The 21,322-nt window shown below is 34.4% G+C and carries 15 protein-coding genes; 3 read left to right on the plus strand and 12 right to left on the minus strand.

Features of this window, described 5'->3' with window-relative positions; all coding sequences use genetic code 11:
* Positions 1-8 precede the first annotated feature (8 nt).
* The 8 genes from CLV33_RS05975 to CLV33_RS06010 all read right to left on the minus strand — a co-directional run bounded on the left by CLV33_RS05975 (position 9) and on the right by CLV33_RS06010 (position 10,471).
* Positions 9-1,904 carry a glycoside hydrolase family 97 protein gene (locus CLV33_RS05975; protein ID WP_105473147.1) on the minus strand — a complete coding sequence of 632 codons (1,896 nt, stop codon included), beginning with the start codon at positions 1,902-1,904 and terminating at the stop codon, positions 9-11.
* A gap of 16 nt (positions 1,905-1,920) precedes the next feature.
* Complete coding sequence (locus CLV33_RS05980) at positions 1,921-3,351, minus strand: sulfatase family protein (protein WP_105473101.1); 1,431 nt, start codon at positions 3,349-3,351, stop codon at positions 1,921-1,923.
* 248 nt (positions 3,352-3,599) lie between these two features.
* Positions 3,600-4,193 (minus strand): LutC/YkgG family protein, encoded by a 594-nt coding sequence (locus CLV33_RS05985; protein WP_105473102.1) that lies wholly within the window; start codon positions 4,191-4,193, stop codon positions 3,600-3,602.
* Complete coding sequence (locus CLV33_RS05990) at positions 4,183-5,553, minus strand: lactate utilization protein B (RefSeq protein WP_042243670.1); 1,371 nt, start codon at positions 5,551-5,553, stop codon at positions 4,183-4,185. The genes CLV33_RS05985 and CLV33_RS05990 overlap by 11 nt, the downstream gene beginning before the upstream one ends.
* An 11-nt stretch (positions 5,554-5,564) precedes the next feature.
* Entirely contained in the window at positions 5,565-6,302 is a 738-nt protein-coding gene (locus tag CLV33_RS05995) for a (Fe-S)-binding protein (protein ID WP_105473103.1), read from the minus strand.
* Between the two features lie 87 nt (positions 6,303-6,389).
* The gene (gene fucP, locus CLV33_RS06000; protein ID WP_105473104.1) at positions 6,390-7,691 is read right to left on the minus strand and encodes an L-fucose:H+ symporter permease; all 1,302 of its coding nucleotides are present in this window, start codon (positions 7,689-7,691) and stop codon (positions 6,390-6,392) included.
* A 119-nt stretch (positions 7,692-7,810) separates the two neighbouring features.
* Entirely contained in the window at positions 7,811-9,250 is a 1,440-nt protein-coding gene (gene aldA / locus CLV33_RS06005; protein ID WP_105473105.1) for an aldehyde dehydrogenase, read from the minus strand.
* Between the two features lie 321 nt (positions 9,251-9,571).
* Complete coding sequence (locus CLV33_RS06010) at positions 9,572-10,471, minus strand: helix-turn-helix domain-containing protein (protein WP_105473106.1); 900 nt, start codon at positions 10,469-10,471, stop codon at positions 9,572-9,574.
* A 108-nt stretch (positions 10,472-10,579) separates the two neighbouring features.
* Here CLV33_RS06010 and rhaD point away from each other — a divergent pair, with 108 nt between their 5' ends.
* The 3 genes from rhaD (at position 10,580) to CLV33_RS06025 (ending at position 14,742) form a co-directional block, all read left to right on the plus strand.
* A complete protein-coding gene (gene rhaD / locus CLV33_RS06015) occupies positions 10,580-11,383 on the plus strand; it encodes a rhamnulose-1-phosphate aldolase (protein ID WP_105473107.1) in 804 nt (267 codons plus the stop codon).
* An 18-nt stretch (positions 11,384-11,401) separates the two neighbouring features.
* A complete protein-coding gene (locus CLV33_RS06020) occupies positions 11,402-13,186 on the plus strand; it encodes an L-fucose isomerase (protein WP_105473108.1) in 1,785 nt (594 codons plus the stop codon).
* Between the two features lie 239 nt (positions 13,187-13,425).
* On the plus strand, positions 13,426-14,742 hold the full coding sequence (locus CLV33_RS06025) for an FGGY family carbohydrate kinase (RefSeq protein WP_105473109.1): 1,317 nt from the start codon (positions 13,426-13,428) through the stop codon (positions 14,740-14,742).
* An 11-nt stretch (positions 14,743-14,753) separates the two neighbouring features.
* On the opposite strand, the gene CLV33_RS06030 is transcribed toward CLV33_RS06025, so the two are convergent.
* The 4 genes from CLV33_RS06030 to CLV33_RS06045 form a co-directional block, all read right to left on the minus strand.
* Positions 14,754-18,278: an alpha-L-rhamnosidase-related protein gene (locus CLV33_RS06030; protein WP_105473110.1), complete on the minus strand. Its 3,525-nt coding sequence runs from the start codon at positions 18,276-18,278 to the stop codon at positions 14,754-14,756.
* Positions 18,279-18,537: 259 nt separating this feature from the next.
* The gene (locus tag CLV33_RS06035) at positions 18,538-19,842 is read right to left on the minus strand and encodes a TRAP transporter large permease (protein WP_211297541.1); all 1,305 of its coding nucleotides are present in this window, start codon (positions 19,840-19,842) and stop codon (positions 18,538-18,540) included.
* Positions 19,843-19,844: 2 nt separating this feature from the next.
* The gene (locus CLV33_RS06040; RefSeq protein ID WP_042248280.1) at positions 19,845-20,336 is read right to left on the minus strand and encodes a TRAP transporter small permease; all 492 of its coding nucleotides are present in this window, start codon (positions 20,334-20,336) and stop codon (positions 19,845-19,847) included.
* Positions 20,337-20,338: 2 nt separating this feature from the next.
* Positions 20,339-21,313, minus strand: coding sequence for a TRAP transporter substrate-binding protein (locus tag CLV33_RS06045; RefSeq protein ID WP_042243665.1), 975 nt, complete (start codon positions 21,311-21,313; stop codon positions 20,339-20,341).
* Between the last annotated feature and the right edge of the window lie 9 nt (positions 21,314-21,322).

Below are 21,322 nucleotides of genomic sequence, written 5' to 3' on the forward strand. Positions count from 1 at the left end.
TTCATTTTTTATTCTGGTCTTATCCACATACAATGACCACCACCGGCTACCATTTTAGCTTTTACTATATCGCCCTTTTTTGCTGTACCGATTCTTACTTGATATGCTTCAGGGTTCGATTTGCTGTTGGTAACTTCGGTATCTTCGTAATAGGTAATAATGTAATTTTTGTCGTCTTCAAGAAAATCCAAATTGATATCCAAGGTTCCGCCATCGTTGTGCACCGACCCAATAAACCATTGGTCGCCGTAGCGTCTTGCTGTAGAAATATAGCCATCCATTTTGGCATGCAATATTTTAGTTTCATCCCATTTTCCAACGGGCATTTCTTGAATAAATTCAAATAAATCCTGCTTTTCGGTATAAGCTTCAGGGGCATCTGGAATACAAACCAAGCCACTAAATATAATCAAGGTTCTGGCAGCTTCTGCGGCAACCGTGGTATGTAATGAATTAAGCTTTTTGGGTCCTTTCTCTCTTTCCCCGGCGTTTACACTGGAAATATCGAAAATACCATTATTCATATCCAACGGTCCTTGAAGGGCGTTAATCAATGCCATTCTAATGAAGGTTTTTTGGGTAAACGCTCTTCTGGAATCTTGTTGTGCATGGCAAAATTCTCGTGTAATGGCATTAGGATAGGTTCTGGTTACTCCTGTAAATGGCACGGGACCATCATGAAAATCAATCAACAAATTGCTTTTGGCGCTCATTTGAATAGCGTTTCTAGTAAAAGGTACATTTGAACCCATAAAACCATATTTAATCCCTTTCATCCCTAAAGATTGGTAATATGGAAACAAAGCTTCGTCGCCATAATCGCCCTGACGCCTGTCGTAATATAAAATCAGTTCTACTCCTTTTTCTTCAGCATAGGCCGCTACTTTGTCTAAATCCAATTTTTCAGACATGGTCATTTTTCCTGGTTCTACCTTGGTGTACCAAGCATCATCAATTAGGAAGTATTCAATATCATTTTCGGCTGCAAAATCTATAAATCGGAAATAGCTTTCGTTGTCTATACCGTACGTAAATCCATCTTCAGTGGTAAAACCATGTACTCGCCAATCCCAAAGGGTTTTTCCTGGTTTAATCCAAGAAGCATCTTGAATTTGGTTGGGTGCCGCCACATTTAAAGGTACTGTATTGGTTAACAAGTCACCTATTTGGTCTTCCAAAAGAATAAGGCGCCAAGGCGTGATCAAACGTTTCTCCTCGGATTTAAACGGGTTGTTTGCAACCAGTTTTTTCTTCTGTTCGTCATAATTGAATTTAATGACATCAAACCCCGGAGCACTAATTAAATCGGACTCCAAAAGCGATAAAAACTTATGTTCTTTATGCTCGACTACCAAAGGCATTTTAATTTTATGCTTTTTACCATCGGCTTTAGCCTGTCCTAAATCAGCTATGGCGATAGGACCATAAGGCTGCCCTTCGCCTGCGGGAGAGTACACGCCACTGGAATGCGGCATACCGTATTCCACGAAGAATGCTGCGTTATTTTCTGGTGTAATCCCTTCTGCCTTAAAGCGAAAAGCAACTCCACCGTTATATGCCCTTACTAGAAGTGTTGCTGGTGTGCCCTCATAATCCAACGATACTTCCAATTCTTTGTAATGGTCTTGAATTTCACTAAACTGTCCCCATACGGGATTCCAAGTGGTATTCACTTCTTGTACCTTGCTTTCCAAAACTTCCACTTTTACATTTTGAAGAATCGAAATTTCAGAGTTTAAAACCATCGCCATTTCACCATCATAAAGGTTATATTTTAATTGGTTTTCCTCGTTGTTCAATACAATCTTAATTTTTTCGTCTGGTGAAGTGACTTCCAGATTTTTGGATGGCTTGCAACCGAACAAGCTTAGAACAAAAATTAGTGTGAATACGGTATGCTTCATTTTTTTAAGTTTAATTTTATTTTGATAATGGCTTTGGGTTTTTAACAACTCCTGCTGGCCTAATATTGATTTTAAGTTTGTTTTCAAATTCGGTAGCTGCACTTCGTAGCCGCGTCTCAATATCGGGGTGTGCGGCTATTATATTTTTTGTTTCGCTAATATCATCTTCTAAATTATAAAGAGCAGGCGACTCTTTTCCAGCGATACGGAGCTTCCATTTTCCAGATCTAACTGCTTGTAAAATGTTTTTATTGTAATAATAAAACACCTCATGTGGGCTTTTGCTTTTGCCTTGCAATACCGAAAAAACATCTTTCCCGTCTAAAACGCGATCCGTTGGCATTTCTGCACTAGCCAACTTTGTAAAAGTGGGTAGTAAGTCCATGGCTGTTAACAATTCATTAGTTACTGATCCTGCAGGAATTTTACCTGGCCACCATACAACAGTTGGCATACGCATACCACCTTCAAACGTACTCCCTTTTTTGCCTTTTAAAGGAGCTGCGCTTCCTACCATAGGGCCATTATCTGAGGTGAAAATCACAAAGGTGTTTTCATCTAATCCGTTTGTTCTTAATGCTTCTAATATTTGACCAACCGACCAATCAATTTCAGCAATGGTTTGCGGATAAATTTTGTCTCTTGTTTTATAATCAACGCTTTCTCCTTCATTTTTTAATATGGCTTTCACATCTTCTGGTGCGTTTTTCATAAATTCAGGGGAAGCCAACATCGGACGATGCGGACTTGTGTGTGGCATGTAAACAAAGAAAGGTTCATCTTTATGCTGTTCAATAAAACTCAATGTTCTTTCGGTTATTCTCTTAATCAGGTAATCGGCATCAGGGTCTAATTCTACAACCGTTTCACCATCCAATAATGGAAGCGATGGAAAATTGAATTTTTTTTGATTGCCATGGAAGGGATGAATATCGTGACTATAGGGAATACCAAAAAATTCGTCGAACCCTTGTTTTGTAGGAAGAAATTCCGGTTGATCGCCCAAATGCCATTTACCAAACATACCTGTTTTATATCCGGCAGATTTTAATACTTCTGCAATGGTTACCTCATTTGGATTTAATCCTAAAGAATCTGCAGCAAGTAATACGCGTTTTGCCATTCCTATTCTTTTGGGATAACTGCCTGTCATTAAAGCTGCCCTAGATGGGGTACAAAATGGTGCCGCCACATAAAAACTTGTTAATTTGGCGCCCTCGGCAGCCATTTTATCTATTTCTGGTGTATTTACATGAGTGCCCCCAAAACAACTTAAATCTGCATACCCTTGATCATCTGTAAATATGATGATGAAATTGGGTTTACTTATTTTCTCTTTGGTTTTTTGTGAATATGCTACAGATAAGGAAAAGCACACAAAGAAACATACAAAATAGACTGAGCTATTCGTAAATACTTTGGCTTTTTTATGTATTGTATGTAACACCTACCTATTGCTTGTTTATTCAAAATTTCAACACTTTAAGCTTACTTGTTGATTATATGTTTTACTATACACAATGGTAAATTACTTTAAAGTCTATTTTTAACGATTTTGAATCATCTCATAATACTTTCATAGCGAAAGAAATACCACTAAATTAGCTAAAAACAGTTGCAATGAGCGTTTTTCACACCATACAAATTTAAAACCTCACAAAGATTTATTTTAACACCTATTGTTTATCCCTTAATTTAGTTTTCCTTTAGAAATACAGACAAACTTAACGCACCATGTGCTCCTATAACTAATGACTGTTCAATGTCTGCTGTTTTAGAAGGTCCAGAAATGAACACACCAAAATCTGTATCGTTAGATGATAATTTTTTATAAGCTTGGTGCATGAACGTAACAATAGAGTCTTTGTTGAGTACTAAAACCAAATGTTTTGCTATAAAAGGTAAAACCCGCATAGGCAACTGAGAATCGGCAACCCAAATTGCACCATTTTCAGCTACTCCAAAACTGCTTTCTAAAACCAATACATCTAAATCTTCCAAATCATGAGGTTTGTTTATCTTCTCTATATTTAAAGTATTGAAATTTTTGGTGTGTTTTAGTGTTGAAAAATTAACTTTTCCATCGGGGAACATGGATTTTACCTTACTAATAACATCATCATCCGAAGTAGCTTCAAATACATTACCTCCTGCTGTTTCTACTTTCAGAGTAAATTCACTTAATATATTTCTTGAATCATCAAAAACACTTACATCTATTTTTGGCAATGCAATAGCTTCTGGTTTATTTGCTTTAGCGCGTTTTAGAATATAATCTCTACTGCTCATCTTTATTTCTTTTTTTATACCAGTCTTCAAAACTCTCTTTTGGCCCTAAAGGCAAATCTCTGGCTTTTCCCCAAACGTTTGGCTTGGAATTTATCATACCTTTAGGTAAATTTCTTAAAGACCAGCGTGCTACTTTCCCAACCTTATCAAATTGTGATGGTTTAGAAAAAATATTTCCCATCATTTTCATTGACGTTTTTTTAATAAAAGGTTGTGGTGTTTCTTTAGTTATAATTTGGCGCCATTTATAAAGCTGTGTATGTATATCGATTTTTACGGGACAAACATCAGAGCAAGAACCGCATAATGTGGAGGCAAATGGCAATGTGCTGTGTTTTTTTAAATCTTTTCCTGGTGAGAGAATAGAACCTATTGGTCCTGGAATTGTTGAATCGTAACTATGCCCACCACTACGCCTGTAAATTGGGCAGGTATTCATGCAAGCACCACACCTTATGCAATGTAATGAAGCTCTAAAATCTGGTCTGCTTAATTGCTCCGTTCTACCATTATCTACAATAACAATATGCATCTTAGCTCCGTTTCGAGGTTTTTTAAAATGTGACGAATAGGTAGTAATATGTTGCCCTGTTGCGCTTCTGCCAAGTAATCTTAAAAAAACACCCAAATGCTCTTGTTTGGGTATTAGTTTTTCTATGCCCATACAAGCAATGTGTACGGGAGCTAAATGCACACCCATATCGGCATTTCCTTCGTTTGTACACACTACAAATCCGCCTGTATCTGCAACGGCAAAATTAACACCTGTTATGGCTGCATCTGCTTGAATGAATTTTTCTCTTAAATGTTTACGAGCTTCTCCTGTTAAATATTGAGGATCTCCATCACAGGGTTTGGTACCTAAATGTTCTTGAAATAAAACATCTACTTCTTCCTTTTTTTTGTGAATTGCTGGTAATACAATATGGCTTGGTGGCTCTTTTGCTAATTGTACAATACGTTCACCCAAATCGGTATCAATAACCTCAATATCATTAGCTTCTAAAAATGGGTTTAGATGGCATTCTTCAGTAAGCATAGATTTGCTTTTTACTACTTTTTTAGCATTATGCGCTTTTAAAATGCTTTGTACTATTTTATTATGCTCGTCTGCATCTGCAGCCCAATGTACTTGAACCCCGTTTTTTATAGCATTTTCTTCAAATTGAATTAAATAAGTGTCTAGGTTTGATAAAGTATGTGCTTTTATACCATGACCTAAATTACGCAGTTCTTCCCACCCTTTTACAGAGTGTGCAGATTTATCGCGTTTATGGCGAACAAACCAAAGCGCCTTATCATGCCAATTAACTTTCTTTTCGTCTTTATTAAATATTGTTGCCGCTTTTGAATGACTCATCTTCTTTTAATTCAATTTACACTATTTAAAATTTCAGCAATATGAAGTATTTTTAAAGGTTGTTTATTTCTGGTAACCAAGCCTTCTAAATGCATTAAACAGGATGTATCTGTAGCTGTAATTACTTCCACGCCATTATCTAAATGGTCTTTTATTCTATCTTTTCCCATTTTAACGGAAATAGCTTCCTCTGTAACAGCAAATGTACCTCCAAAACCACAACATTCATCTGCTCTGGTAAGCTCAATAACCTCTGTTCCTGATACTTCTTTTAGTAACTCGCCAATATATGAATACGCTTCAGTAACCTTTTCTGAACAAGACCCAAGCCTTAGCCCCCGTAAACCGTGGCAACTTTTATGAATTCCTACTTTATATGGAAATTTAGCACCAACATTCTTTACTTTTAAAACATTTAAGATAAAGTCGCAAAGTTCGTAAACATTTTCACGCACTTTAACAACATCATCTGTTTGCGGTATAATATCATAGTGTTTTTTTACGTGGTATGCACAACTTCCTGAAGGTGTAACGATATAATCGAAGTCTTTAAAATTTGATACAAAATTATTGCAACTCCCTACAGATTCGTATTCATAACCAGAATTTGCCATGGGTTGTCCGCAACATGTTTGTCCAAGAGGGTACATAACATCTACATTTAGCCTTTCTAAAAGTTCGAGTGTTGCTTTTCCTACCTGAGGGTATAGTTGGTTTATGTAGCAAGGAATAAATAGTCCTACTTTCATTTTTAATATTTTAATTTATTTGGCAATAGCAATAAAAACACACTATTGTAAAAAAGCTCTTAATCTTAGTTTTTATTATGTTTTCAACTAATCGCTATGAACCTTAAGTGTTCTATAACCATAAACTGCGATGAAAGAAAAGCATAGTAAAGGTAATATAAATGAAGCATTTACAGCGGCAAATGACCCTACTGTTTTCATATCTATTATGGTACCTTGTAAAATAGGCATTAACGCGCCCCCTACAATAGCCATTACCAAACCTGCTGCTCCTAGTGTAGAGTCTTCTTCACTTAAGCCGTTTAGCGCAATACCGTAAATAGTTGGGAACATTAATGACATAAAAGCCGAAGTTGCAACTAGTAAATATAGCCCCATCATACCTTCAATTAATATAACACCCGAAATTGTTACCATAGCGCACAAGGCAAATATGGTAAGTAGTTTTCTAGAATTTACATATTTCATTAAAAACGTACTTATAAATCTACTTGATAGGAATATAGCCATTGCTACAATGTTATAATTCTGTGCTGTAGCTTTAGATATTCCTAAATTATCGGCATATTGAATAATAAACGTCCAACACATAATTTGTGCAGCTACATAAAATAACTGTGCAAAAACCCCTTCTCTATATTTCGCATTTTTAAACAATCTCTTAAAGGAATCGGCGGCAGGCCCCTGTTTGTCGTTCTTAGTGCGTTTTGGCATTTTAGCTAATGAAATAATAATAAACATTATAATAACCACAACACCAAGAATAACATATGGGTTTCTAATAATTGCTAAGTCGTTTGTTCTTATTACTGCTTTTTGAGCTTCATTTAAGCCTGTAAAGATTAATTCGCCCATTTCGTTTCTTTTATCAGAATCTAAAGCAGTAAGAATAAATTTTGAAGCTACAAACATTCCAAAAAGAGAGCCAATAGGATTAAATGCTTGGGCCAAATTTAAACGTCTTGTAGCTGTTCGCTCGTCTCCCATTGATAAGATGTAAGGATTTGCTGTTGTTTCTAAGAAAGCTAATCCGAATGTTAAGATATAAAGCGATACTAAAAAGAACCCGAACACCTCGTAACTAGCTGCCGGATAAAATAATAATGCGCCAAACGCGTAAAGCCCAAGCCCCAATAAAATACCTTTTTTATAACTGTATTTTCTAACAAAAAGTGCTGCGGGTATGGCCATAGTTGCGTAACCACCATAAAACGCAAATTGAACTAACGCTGCTTTTGCAGTAGAAATTTCCATTACAGTACCAAATGCAGCAACCATTGGGTTTGTAATATCATTTGCAAAGCCCCATAGCGCAAATAATGATGTTATTAAGATAAACGGTACTAAAACCTCTTTTGATACTACAGGTACTTTTTCTTTACTATTCATTTTTTTGTTTTACTGCTTTAATAACATCTTAAAAAAAAGCATACTATATTTTAGATAAATTACTTTACTATATAGTATGCTTTACTGATTAAAACAAATTACTTATTACTTGTGTCTATTTATTGGTACTGTGCATACACAACCTTAGTTTGAAGGTATTCCTCCATACCGTGTTTTCCATCTGCACCTCCTATACCTGATTTTTTCCAACCTGCATGAAACCCTTGTATGGCCTCGAAATGCTCTCTATTTACGTAAGTTTCCCCAAATTCTAATTGATCGCATGCGTGCATAACTTTATTAAAATTCTCTGAAAAAATAGAGGATGTTAAACCATATTCACAATCATTTGCTAATGCAATAGCTTCATCTAAGGTTCCAAACTTCATAACTGGAAGCACAGGGCCAAAAACCTCTTCTTGAATAATTTGCATATCCTGTTTTACATTGGTAAGCAATGTTGGCTGGTAAAAATACCCCCTGTCGTGATTTGCCGAACGAGCGCCACCAAGAACAACTTCTGCGCCTTCTTTCTTAGCAAACTCAACCATCTCCTCTACTTTGTCTATTTGATCTTTAGACACCATGCTACTCATATCTGGATTGTTTTCAGAAAAAGCATCTTCCACTTTAACTTCAGACATTCTTTTTGTTACTTTATCCATAAACTCATCATAAATAGAATCTTCTACATAAACACGTTCTGCACAATTACAAACTTGTCCACTAAAAATTACTCTAGAGTTTACCACAGCATTTACAGCTAAATCTAAGTTAGCGTCTGCACAAACAATAGCTGGTGCTTTACCGCCTAACTCTAAAGATACTTTTGTGATGTTTTCTGCTGCTGCTTCCATAATTTTTTGACCAGCACCAACACTTCCTGTTAAACTAATGATACCAGTTATTGGGCTTTTACAAAGTGCGTTACCAACAATACTACCTTTACCGCATACAAAATTTAATACCCCAGCAGGAACATTTATACTTTCTATAAGTTTAGCAAATTCCATAACTGTATTTGGCGCCACAGAACTAGGGTTAATTATACAGGTATTACCCGTTACTAATGAAGGTGCAATTTTACGAGCCATTACAAAAAACGGAAAATTCCATGGTAAAATACCCACAGCTACACCAATAGGAGCTTTATGTAAAAAAATATGTTCTTTTTTACGATCACTTTGAATAATTTCTCCTTCTATACGTCTAGCCCAACCTGCATTATAATCAAAATAATCTGCTGTAACATCTATTTCTACCTGTGCCAAACCTATTACTTTAGCTTGTTCTTTTGCTAATGTTTCAGCCAAAAACACTCTATTGTCTCTAATTACATCGGCCATTTTATGCAAGTAATTAGCTCTTTCAACAGCTGTTAGCGATTTCCAACCGTGTTGTGCTGCTTTTGCTGCTTCTAGAGATTGGTTAGCATCTTCAACAGAGCCTTTTGGTATAACCGACAAGACTTCTTCGGTACATGGGTTTAACACCTCTATAGTGTCTGTAGAGGTAGATTTTACAAATCTTCCATTAATGTATTGATTAAATTCTTTCATGACTTATATAGTTTTTGATAGTTTTTAGATGATTTTAAATAAGCAACAAAAACATTACTTAATTAAGGTTTAAAATGCACCTATAAATTACAAAAAATAGAAGCTATTACTTTATTTTCACTGTAAAAATGAGATGCATACCACACAAAATTATACTATATCACTGTTAAATTTTTTATCCATATTAATCTACTTTATGTATAATTTAAACATAAGCTTATTGTATTGCTAGTATATTTAAAGAAACAAGTAAGTATTGATATAGTGTAATAGCCGTTTGAAGGCTAACAGTTTAAACCAAAATATAAGAAAGAAATAAATTTAAGTATATCCGCCCGATTTATATGCTGCTGGCGAAATTCCAGTAATAGATTTAAAAACTCTTGAAAAATGATAACGGTCTGAAAAGCCCAAATTATGCGAAATACTTTCTATAGTTTCATTTGTATGTTCAAAAATCTCGCATGCTTTGGCTATTTTTCTGTTTTGAATAAAATTATGCAATGTAATATTCATTTCTTCTTTAAATAACCTTGCAAAGGAATTTGGAGCCATATTAACTAGAGCTGCCAGTTCTGGATTGCTTAATTTTCCATCAATATTTGCTTCAATAAACCTATGCACCTTCAATACCCTATCGTCTATATTTATAGTTTTCCATAATTCGGGGCCCATATTAGAAATAACCTCTTTTATGAAAGATTGCAACTTTAGGTTGAAGGTTAACTTAAAATCATGGTTTTCAATCTTTAACCTATCTGTTAAATAAATCAATCGGTCGTAAAGGTGGTTTGTCAATTCAATCTTAAAAATCCCAGGAAACACATTATCAAAAGGAGTGCCTAAATTAAAATGCGTAAAAAAATGGAGAAGGTATTTTTCTTTATAATGAGATTCGTTATGCTTTTCATTTAAATTTTTTCCTAAAACATGTATTCCAGAATTATATTTAGAATTATTTGTATATCGTGTTGAAAAGGAAGTAAAAGGAGAAATAACATATAAAAAGTTAGGAGTCATTTTATAAACATCATTTTGCAACTCTAATTCCCCTCCTTCATTTTTATTCCAATATATCCTCCAAAAAGGAAATACCATATCATGACAATCCCACAGTTCTAAGTACCAATACCTGCAACATAACAGCTTCAATTTCAAATCTATAAAGTTTTGTTTATTAGAAGACGGATCTCCTAATTCAATATTTTTTACAAATTTCATTTAGGGGTTATGTTTAAATTATACACAAATATACAAATTTTGAATATCTGATTTTAAGACAAGGTGCTATACATTTACACCATTATAATAATTAAACTAATTTTTGTTATGAGCGATATAAAACTACCTATTGAAGTACAAAAGGAATTAAAAAAAATCTCTAAGGTAGCCAGTTATTTATGGCAAAGAGAATGGGCAGAAAGAAATGCTGGAAATATCTCTATGAATTTAACGTCTTTTTTTAAAAAGGAAGACATTATTGAAATTACTAAAGGTAAGGAGTTTACCCCTTTTGATTTTCCTAAAGGAACAGAAGGTTACGTGCTATTTATCACTGGAACCGGTTGTTACCTTAGAAGTTTAATTGATGGTATTGAAGAAGCCGCATGTATTTTATATATTAACGATGATGCTACAGGCTATAGAATAATATGGGGAGGCAAAAGGGAAGGTTTTGGGCCAACTTGCGAATTAATATCCCACTCTAGCATCCACCTGTTTAATACAGAACACAACCCAACACATTTAGCTATTGTACATACACATCCTTTAGAATTAATTGTGATGAGCCACCACCCGCTGTTTAATGACGAAGAAGAATTAAACAGGCAAATATGGATGATGTGCCCCGAGGTTCGTGTTTTTGTGCCCAAAGGTATTCACTGTACGCCTTATGCTTTATCTAGTACAGCTGCATTAGCCAAAGTTACCATAGAAGCCTTTAAAACAAGAAATGTTTCGCTTTGGGAAAAACATGGTGCTACTGCTACAGGCGAAGATGTAGAAAGAGCTTGGGATTATTTAGATGTAGCAAACAAAGGTGCTAAATTATTATTAATGAGTTGGGCTGCTGGATTTAAACCAGCAGGCTTAAGCGATGCACAATTAAAAGAATTAGAACAATTTACATAAACCTCTAAAAACATTATAATGAATAGATTAATAGGAAGATTACCAAAAATAGGTATTCGCCCAGTAATAGATGGACGTGAAGCAGGTGTTAGAGAATCATTGGAAGGCCAATGTATGGATATGGCAAAAGCTGCTGCTAAATTAATTGAAGACAATTTACGTTTTCCTAGTGGAGAAAAAGTAGAGTGCGTTATCGCAGATACAACAATAGGTGGTGTAGCTGATGCTGCTGCTTGTGCAGATAAATTTAAAAAAGAAGGCGTAGAAGTATCGTTAACCGTAACGCCTTGTTGGTGCTATGGTACCGAAGTTATGGATACAGATCCTTTAATACCAAAAGCCGTTTGGGGGTTTAACGGTACTGAAAGGCCTGGTGCAGTTTACTTAGCTGCAGCTTTAGCTGGCTATTCACAAAAAGGGCTACCAGCTTTTGGAATTTATGGCAGAGAGGTACAAGATGCTGGTGATATGAGTATTCCAAAGGATGTAGAAGAAAAATTATTACGATTTGCAAGGGCAGGATTAGCCGTAGCACAAATGAAAGGCAAATCTTATTTATCTATAGGCTACAGTTCTATGGGAATTGCCGGCTCTATGGTAGATGTTAATTTTTTACAAGATTACTTTGGAGTTCGTGCAGAGTTTGTAGAGTCTGTTGAATTATTGCGCAGAATGGATGAAGGCATTTATGATAAAGAGGAATTTGAAAAGGCTTTAGCATGGACCAAAGCAAACTGTAAAGAAGGTAAGGATTACAATAGTCCCGAAGCTCAAAAATCGGCCGAAGCAAAAAACAAGGAATGGGAAAAAGTTATTAAAATGACACTTATTTGTCGTGATTTAATGATTGGAAACCCCAAGCTAAAAGAACTAGGCTTTGGAGAAGAATCTAAAGGAAGAAATGCTATAATGGGTGGTTTTCAAGGACAACGCCAATGGACCGATTACCAACCCAATGCCGATTTTACTGAGGCCATTTTAAATTCATCTTTCGATTGGAATGGTATTCGTCAAGCCTTTGTTTTTGCTACCGAAAATGATTGTTTGAATGCTGTATCTATGCTATTCGGACATTTATTAACAAACACTGCGCAAATATTCTCGGATGTTAGAACTTTTTGGAGTCCAGAATCTGTAGAACGTGTAACAGGAAAAAAATTAACAGGTATTGCCAAAGATGGTATTATTCACTTAATTAATTCTGGCTCTACTACTTTAGATGCTACTGCGCAGCAAACAGACAAAGATGGAAATCCTACAATGAAACCTTATTGGGAAATTACCGAAGAAGAAGCGCAAAAATGCTTAGATAACACCAAGTGGCCTGCCGCTATTAGCGAATATTTTAGAGGTGGTGGGTTCTCTTCGCAATTTAAAACAAAAGGCGAAATGCCTATGACGATGTGCAGAATAAATCTTGTTAAAGGTATTGGCCCTGTATTACAAATTGTTGAAGGCTGGAGTGTAGAATTACCTGAAGACATACACTCCATATTAGACGAAAGAACAAACCCTACATGGCCTACTACTTGGTTTGTACCAAGAGTTACCGGAAAAGGGTTCTTTAAAGATGCCTATTCTGTAATGGCCAAATGGGGTGCTAACCACGGTGCTATTTCATACGGACACATTGGTGCAGATTTAATTTCATTAGCGTCATTATTAAGAATACCCGTAAACATGCATAATGTTGCAGACGAGGATGTTTTCCGTCCAAGCGCATGGTCTGCTTTTGGAGAAAATTTAGAATCTGCAGACTACAAGGCCTGTACTACTTATGGCCCTTTGTACGGGTTTAAATAGTTAATATAAAATTGTAGATTATTAGAGTTAGTCATCCTTTTATCTATGAATTTAATTTCTTTTTTAGTTGTTAGTTTAAGTTTTCCCTTTGGCGTGTTGAATTGCTAAAGGGAAATCTTTTTTCATGTAACTAAAAATTAAAATTGCTTAAAACAAAATAAAGTCTAGTAAAAACAATTCTCTTATTGGTTTTTAATCTCATACAAACAATTTGAAACACACTTTAAAATAAAACATAAATGAAAAATGTCATAGCTGTTTTTGATATTGGAAAAACAAACAAAAAACTATTTTTATTCGATAAGGATTTTAATGTAGTTCATACAAGTTCCATTCGTTTTGAAGAAATTGTAGATGATGATAATTATCCGTGTGATAATATTGAAGCCATAGAAGAATGGATAAAAAAAGAGGTTAAAACCATTCAAAAAAGTAATGAATTTAAACTTAAGGCTATTAACTTCTCTACCCATGGCGCCACTTTGGTGTATTTAAATGAAGAAGGCAAAAGAATAACACCCCTGTACAACTATCTTAAACCTTTAGATATTGATTTTACTTCGCTTTACGAATCTAATGGAGGTGTTGAAGAATTCTCAAGAAAAACCGCATCGCCAGCTTACGGAATGTTAAATTCTGGCTTACAAATGTATTGGTTAAAACATAACAAGCCTCACTATTGGCATAAAGTAAAAACCATTTTACATTACCCGCAGTACTTAAGTTACTTGTTTTCAAATAAAATTACAGCCGACTTCACATCAGTTGGTGCGCATACTGCCATTTGGGATTTTGATAATATGCAATATCACAACTGGTTAAAAAAAGAAGGCATTACATTACCTGAACCAAAACCAGGAAAAAATGCAGATTTAGCTATAGTAAACGAACAAGAAGTAGCCATTGGAAAAGGCTTGCACGATAGTTCTTCATCTATTATACCTTTATTAGAAGACAATCAAAATTCAAAAGATGAATTTGTATTACTATCTACTGGAACTTGGATTATTTGTATGAATCCTTTTAGTAAGGAAACGTTAACGGCAAATCAATTAAAAAATGATTGCCTATGTTTTATGACACCCGATAAAAAACAAATAAAATCTTCAATGCAATTTTTAGGAAAAGTTCATGAAGTTAATGCCATAGAATTAAGCAAATATTTTAGTGTGGATAAAAGCTACTTTTTAGAATTAACCTTGAATAAAAAACTTTGTTCAGATATTATTTCTACTTCAAAAGCTACTTTTTTTCCTAACAAGATAGCCGACGATTTTAAGGGTAATTTAAATTGCCTTAATACTTTTGAAAATTACGAGCATGCATATTATCAACTTGTTTTTGAAATTACCCAGCGTGTTCAACAAGGTATAAATCGAATTTTAGATACAGAACATAACTTAAAAAATATATTTATCTCTGGAGGGTTTAATAGAAATGAGATATTTGTAGAATACTTGCGACAAATGATGCCAGAACAAACTATTAAGTTTCCTGAAGGAAAAAATGCCAGTGCTCTCGGTGCTGCTATGTTAATGAAGGCTTATATAGAATAAAACATTTTTAACTAATTGATTTTTATTAGTATGTTGTGTTTACCTGGATTTAATGCAATTGGCTTTTCCGTGGACGATAATGTTTCTCCATTGTGTATTAATTCTTTACCTTCTAGATCATCTAAAGAAAAATAGGCCGTCATGTTACCTGGTATGTCAATTACATAAGTTTGTAAATCTTTACCATTGCTAGAATACTTTCCTTTAATTTTACCTCTTACAGTAGGTACTGTTATTTCACTAGATTTTAGCTTGCTCATTTGTGGCTTAATAGTGGCCTCAGCAAAACCAGGTGTTTTTGGCATTATACCCCACAAACGCCTTGGAATTATATTGGCTGGTACAGCACCCCAAGCGTGATTCCAATCTAAATTATTTTTATACTTGTAATCCCAAGCTTCTAAAGTAATTGTAGAGCCAATACGAATCATATTATACCAACTTCTCTCAGCAGTACTTACCAATAAATCTAAGGCATAATCTTCTTCACCTGCTTTATATAATCCGTCCATTAAAAACTGGGCACCGTAAACACTGCATGCCATACCTCTAGATTTAATATAATTAACAACAGACCCATAATGCTCTTCTGGCACTAAACCAAACGCTAAAGGCATCATGTTTGCGTGTAAAGAAGCATGGTCTGTACCAATTCCATCTATATAAATTCCGCGTTCTTTATCAAACATTTGCTCGTTAATAGCTTTTTTTGCTTTAGCAGCTCTTAACTCAAAATCTAACACCTCATCAGTTTTACCAAGAATTTTGGCAAACTCTATCATAATCCTCATATTCTCATAAAAGAAAGCGTTAATCACTGTATTGTAAGGCCTAAATACAAATCCATCACGTTCTCCTTTAATTTTATTACCGCTACTAAAACTGGCTGGTGGCCAATCTACAATATCAGTAAGTGGTTTTTTATATCCTTCTTTAAAACCAAGTTTTAACATAAATTCATGATCTACTTTGGTAGAAGTAATTAAGCCATCTTCGTTAGATAGTTCGTATAGTGTTTTATGTTTAAGTGCTTCATAATAGCGCTCTATGAGTTCTGTATTACCTGTATACATATAGTCGGCATGTATTAATAACGCTACATGCTGTTGCCATTCGGTTGGCCATGTTGGGTTTTTCATAAAATACTCTATAGTTCGTCTTGCCATAGCGTATTCCCTGTCTGTTGTATAATGACTTAATTGGTTTAAATAAGCATCAGCTTCATAAGGAATACGTTCTCTATCTCCATCAACATATAACCCGTTGAATGTTGTGGCTTTTATAGAATATTTACATAAATCCCAAACTTGATTTAAAATATCATTATCACTTTTAAAGCTACTCGCGATCTCGTCCCAATAAGTATGAAATGCTAACTGTTCAATATGTTTAGCCAAAATGGGTTCTTGAGCTCCTTGTATTTCTGCATATCTAAATGGTACAAGTGTGGGAAAACCTTTAGGCAAAGGAACTGCTTTATCTGGTTGGGTATTTCTTTTGTCCTTTTTTACGGGAATTCTATATTTTTCTTGACCTGGCTTTACATTAACTTTTAATTCTTGGTAACGAATAGTACTTTTTTTAGGTGGAATTCTGTTAATGTTTCCTTTTTCATCAGTCATTTCTCCAACTCTAATTGTTAAAGTATGAGGCGTTTTAGCATGGTATGTAAAATCCATAGTGGCAAAAGCGGCCTTTCCAAAATCTATAAAATAAAAACTGTCTCTTTTCTCAAATTTTACAGGTTTAATTTTACTAATTATATATCTATTTTCGGTAGAAACCATATAACTATCGCTTTGTCCCGTAGTGAATTTTTGAACTTCGGAATAATCGACCAATCTGTTATTTTCATCCCAAATTCTTACCTTCCAGTAATACGTTTTTCCTACTTCTAATACCTTTCCATTATATTCAACATTCGTTGATGCTGTTGAACGTATTTTTTTGCTATCCCAAACATCTCCATTATTATTATCAATACTCTGTTTATTTGAAGCTACCAAGATTTGATAAGCAGATTGAAATTTAGAACCTAACGGTACTGTCCATCCAAATTCTGGTTTTAAATCGAAAATCTCAACATTTTCAGAAGGCTCCCTAACCAATTCAACAGTTAAATCTATGGGTGCAGCCCTATAAAAATTGCTGTTCTTCGTAATTAGCTCATTAAGTTTTTTGCGAAGTTTATTGGCTACTTCTTTATATTTTTTGTTGTCTATCAGATTTTTTGCCTCTAGTGGATCCTTTTTTAAGTTATAAAGTTGTTCTATAGATTTATCGTTTATGTATCTAAAATATTTCCATTCTTTAGTGCGTACACCTTCACTGGGTGGAATTTCACTAAAATCCCAAAGATGTTCTATTAATATCGTATCTCTTTTTATGGCTTTTGTTTGTTTTTTAACAATAGGCAGTAAACTTTTACCTTGCCAAGATTTTGGAGGTTTTAATCCTGCTAGGTCAACAATAGTTGATGGTATGTCTATATTCAAAACCATATCATCAACATCTTTGTGTTTTTTTTCTCTTGGGTCGTAAATAATTAAAGGTACTCTAATAGAATTATCATACATTAACCATTTTCCAGCAAATTGGCGTTCTCCTAAGAAATACCCATTATCGCCCATAACAATAATCACAGTATTTTTTTCAAGGCCTTTTTCTTTTAATTTTTTCCGAATTTTAGCTATTTCTATATCTATACCAGATATCATACGGTAATAGCCTTTTAAACTATGTTGGTATTTTTCTGGTGTATTGTAGCGCCAGGTCCAACGTAATCTATTAAACCCATCTCTAACAATTTTAGGTTGTTCCAGAAAATATTTATCATCTCCTAGTTTTGGCTCTGGAATTGTTGTGTTTACTAATAAATTATCAGTAGCCTCCTGCCAAAAGTATTGCTCTACAGCAGCATCGTGTGCATGTGGTGCGCTAAAGCTTAGCGATAGGCAAAATGGTTTTTCTTTAGATGCATTTTTATCGATAAAATCTAGTGCTTTTTGTCCCGTATATCTTGTTAAGTGTACCGTATCATTATCTATAGTTTTATAATAATAACCTCTTTTATCTTTAAAACGATTATTTCTATCGTAATCTTCATACTCATGAAATTGTTTATCTAGCTCACTATATCGCACACCATATTTACCGTAAAATCCTGTATAATACCCGTTATCTTTTAAAAGTCTTGGATAAGAATTTACCATGTATTCGCTTCTTATATTTCCTGTTTGAAAATTGTAGTTATGCGAACGTTCATGAAGTCCTGTTAAAATACTTGCTCTACTTGCAGCACAAATTGGTGTTGTAACTATTGCTGTATTAAAATAAATTCCAGATTTGGCCAAATCGTCCATTTGGGGCGTTTTAACAAATTTATTACCTGCATATCCAATAGCATCAAAGCGTTGATCGTCTGTAAGGATGAAAATTATATTGGGTTTTTCTTGTTTAGTACTTTGCTGAGCATAAGCAAAACTAAAGCTGTAGAACAAAGAAAATATCGTTACCAGAAAGCTGTTTTTAAACATATCTGTTATTAAATTTATTGATTTATTTTATGTTATTGAAGCATGTAAAAATCAAAATTAAAACTTTGTGCTTAAAAATCTATCCTACTATGTCCTGCTCTAACTAACAAAAAAGCTCAATTGAAAAACTACGCCTGTAGGATAAAAAAACTATCTTACAACTAGTAGCTATAACATAGTCTTTAACTTAGATGAGCTTTAGTTACAAAACACCTGTAAACTACAAAATCCTTACATCATTAAGATTGAGGAATAATCTTTACAAATCAAACAACCTTGGTAAAAACATTGATATTTCTGGTATAAAACTTATAAGCATTAATACTGCTACCATAATGGCTAAAAACGGTAATAAGGGTTTTATAACTTGTGTGACCGATACTTTTGCAACACCGCTTCCAACAAATAGCAAGGTGCCTACAGGAGGCGTACATATACCTATACATAAATTAAGTACAATTACAATTCCGAAGTGAACAGGATCCATCCCCAGAGTAGTAACAACAGGAAGAAATATAGGTGTAAAGATTAAAACTGCGGGCGTCATATCCATAAAGGTCCCGATAATTAATAAAATAAGATTAATAGCTAAAAAGATAGCAAATTTGTTGTTTAACGATTCTAATAAAAATGCACTAATCATTTCTGGAATACCTTCAAAAGAAAACAACCACGACATAGCCATAGATGTACAAATTAAAAACATTACCACAGCTGTAGTTTTAGCACTAGACAATAAAACCCCAGAGAAATCTTTTATTTTCATATCGCCATAGGCTAAGGATAATATTGCGGCATATAGCACAGCAATAACCGATGCTTCTGTAGCTGTAAAAATTCCAGCCACAATACCTCCAACTACAATAACCAACAGTAATAAACTAAAAAAAGCTTTTCTAAAGTACATCCAAATTTCTGAAAATGTAGCTCGTTTTCCTTTAGCATAGCCTTTAGATATTGCAATAAAGGCAACATAGCCCATTATTGCAAAGCCTAATAAAATACCAGGTAGGTAACCTGCAATAAATAAAGCTGCAACTGATGCTGTTCCGCCACTCGCCAGAGCATATACTATTAAAATATTACTTGGTGGTATTAATAACCCTGTAGTAGACGATGTAATATTTACCGATGCACTTAATGTTCTTGGGTAACCTTCTTCTTCCATTCTATCCGTCATAATACTACCAATTGCAGATGCGGCAGCAAGTGCTGAACCCGATATAGCTCCAAATAACATAGATGCCAGAATATTAACGTAAGCTAATCCTCCTGGTAAGCTTGCTACCAAAGATTTGGCAAAATTAATAAGCCTATTTGCAATACCACCGCGTTTCATAATATCGCCAGCTAGAATAAAGAAGGGAATTGCTAATAGTGCAAAACTGTCTATTCCCGTGGTCATACGTTGAGCAATGGTGGTTAAACCTGGTAGCTTATCAATGTTTAATAATAGGCTTAATGTTGTTGCAATCCCAATACTATAGGCAACGGGTACTTTAAGTAATAATAACGTAAAGAAACTAACAAACAAAACGATAATACTTATAATTTCTATACTCATAACTATTCTATGTTTTTATTTTTTAAAAAATTTGATATGTGATATATTGAAAAGCACATAATTAAAAAGCCGCTAAATGGCATAATGGCGTACACATAACCTAGCGGAATACGTAATGTCCCTGATAACTGTTCTAAATGTAGTGTTGTGTAAACTAAATTTAATCCACCAATTACCATTACTATTAGAGCAAATAAAAATATTAACACTTCTATAAGTATAGAGGCTTTACGCTTATTGGTTTCAGAAAATTTTTGATATAAGAAGTCCATTGATAAGTGTTCTTTTTTTCCATTAAGGTAGGCAGCACCTAAAATTGTCATCCATATTAATGCAAATCGAGCAAACTCTTCTGTCCACGTAAAAGAAGTACCTAAAAGATACCTTGAGAATACTTGAAACAATACATCTAATACCAAAAGTGCAAAAATCACTATCATAAACACCTCAAGAATTCGGCTTACTCTATTAAAAATAAGATCTACTTTGCTCATAATTATTTATTTTTAATTTGATTTACTATGGGTTCCATTTCTGGAAACTCCTTTACAAATTCTTCGACAACTGATTTTGATTTTTCAGCAAACAACGATTTGTCTGGAATAATAATTTCTACTCCAGCTTCCCTAGCTATTTTCATTGATTCTTCTACAGATTCATTCCAGAACTTCTTTTGAGCCTGGGCAGACTCATCAGCAGCCTCCTGTACCCATACTTTTTCTTCTTCAGATAGTTTATCCCAAAACTTCGTACCTATTAAAAGCACATCTGGAACAGATGAATGTTGATCTAAGGTGTAATATTTACTAATTTCATAATGATTCGAGGATACAAACGAAGGCGGATTGTTTTCAGCACCGTCTACTACCCCCTGCTGGATAGCTGTATATAATTCGCCATAAGCTAATGGTGTTGCAGAACCACCCATGGAATTTACCATATTAATAGCCATTTGGTTGTTCATAACCCTAATTTTTAACCCCTTTAAATCTTCAGGGGTTCTTATTGCTTTTTGGCTGGTATAAAAACTTCTGCTTCCAGCATCATAATAACAAAGGCCACGTAACCAAAACTTACTACCCTTTTGTAATATTGATTTGCCAATTTCGCCTTCTAAAACTTCAAACTGATGATCTTTATCCCTAAACAGATAAGGGATCCCCAAAATATGATATTCTGGCACAAAGTTAGATAAAGTTGCTGCACTAACTTTAGTAGCAGCCACAGAGCCTATTTGCAATAGCTCTAATACTTCTCGTTCTGATCCTAACTGAGCATCAGGAAAAATTTTAACCTTTAAAGTACCATTAGACTTTTGCTCTAAAGCCTTTTGAAATTCTAAAATCCCTTTATGTACAGGGTGTGTTTGAGGCAGGGTATGGCCTAAATAGAGTACTTTAGTACCTGTTTCCTCTTTGCAAGATGTAATACCTATACATAGGATTACTAAAAGAATTAATTTGTATCTCATTGATAACTT

It is taken from the genome of Jejuia pallidilutea (assembly GCF_002973595.1).
In the GTDB taxonomy this organism is placed as follows: Bacteria; Bacteroidota; Bacteroidia; order Flavobacteriales; family Flavobacteriaceae; genus Jejuia; species Jejuia pallidilutea.

Bases quoted from the DNA above. Each gene is read 5' to 3' on its own strand.
- CLV33_RS05975 (WP_105473147.1), bottom strand. From the start codon at position 1,904: ATGAAGCATACCGTATTCACACTAATTTTTGTTCTAAGCTTGTTCGGT.
- CLV33_RS05985 (WP_105473102.1), bottom strand. From the start codon at position 4,193: ATGAGCAGTAGAGATTATATTCTAAAACGCGCTAAAGCAAATAAACCA.
- CLV33_RS05990 (WP_042243670.1), bottom strand. From the start codon at position 5,553: ATGAGTCATTCAAAAGCGGCAACAATATTTAATAAAGACGAAAAGAAA.
- CLV33_RS05995 (WP_105473103.1), bottom strand. From the start codon at position 6,302: ATGAAAGTAGGACTATTTATTCCTTGCTACATAAACCAACTATACCCT.
- fucP (WP_105473104.1), bottom strand. From the start codon at position 7,691: ATGAATAGTAAAGAAAAAGTACCTGTAGTATCAAAAGAGGTTTTAGTA.
- aldA (WP_105473105.1), bottom strand. From the start codon at position 9,250: ATGAAAGAATTTAATCAATACATTAATGGAAGATTTGTAAAATCTACC.
- CLV33_RS06010 (WP_105473106.1), bottom strand. From the start codon at position 10,471: ATGAAATTTGTAAAAAATATTGAATTAGGAGATCCGTCTTCTAATAAA.
- rhaD (WP_105473107.1), top strand. From the start codon at position 10,580: ATGAGCGATATAAAACTACCTATTGAAGTACAAAAGGAATTAAAAAAA.
- CLV33_RS06020 (WP_105473108.1), top strand. From the start codon at position 11,402: ATGAATAGATTAATAGGAAGATTACCAAAAATAGGTATTCGCCCAGTA.
- CLV33_RS06025 (WP_105473109.1), top strand. From the start codon at position 13,426: ATGAAAAATGTCATAGCTGTTTTTGATATTGGAAAAACAAACAAAAAA.
- CLV33_RS06030 (WP_105473110.1), bottom strand. From the start codon at position 18,278: ATGTTTAAAAACAGCTTTCTGGTAACGATATTTTCTTTGTTCTACAGC.
- CLV33_RS06035 (WP_211297541.1), bottom strand. From the start codon at position 19,842: ATGAGTATAGAAATTATAAGTATTATCGTTTTGTTTGTTAGTTTCTTT.
- CLV33_RS06040 (WP_042248280.1), bottom strand. From the start codon at position 20,336: ATGAGCAAAGTAGATCTTATTTTTAATAGAGTAAGCCGAATTCTTGAG.
- CLV33_RS06045 (WP_042243665.1), bottom strand. From the start codon at position 21,313: ATGAGATACAAATTAATTCTTTTAGTAATCCTATGTATAGGTATTACA.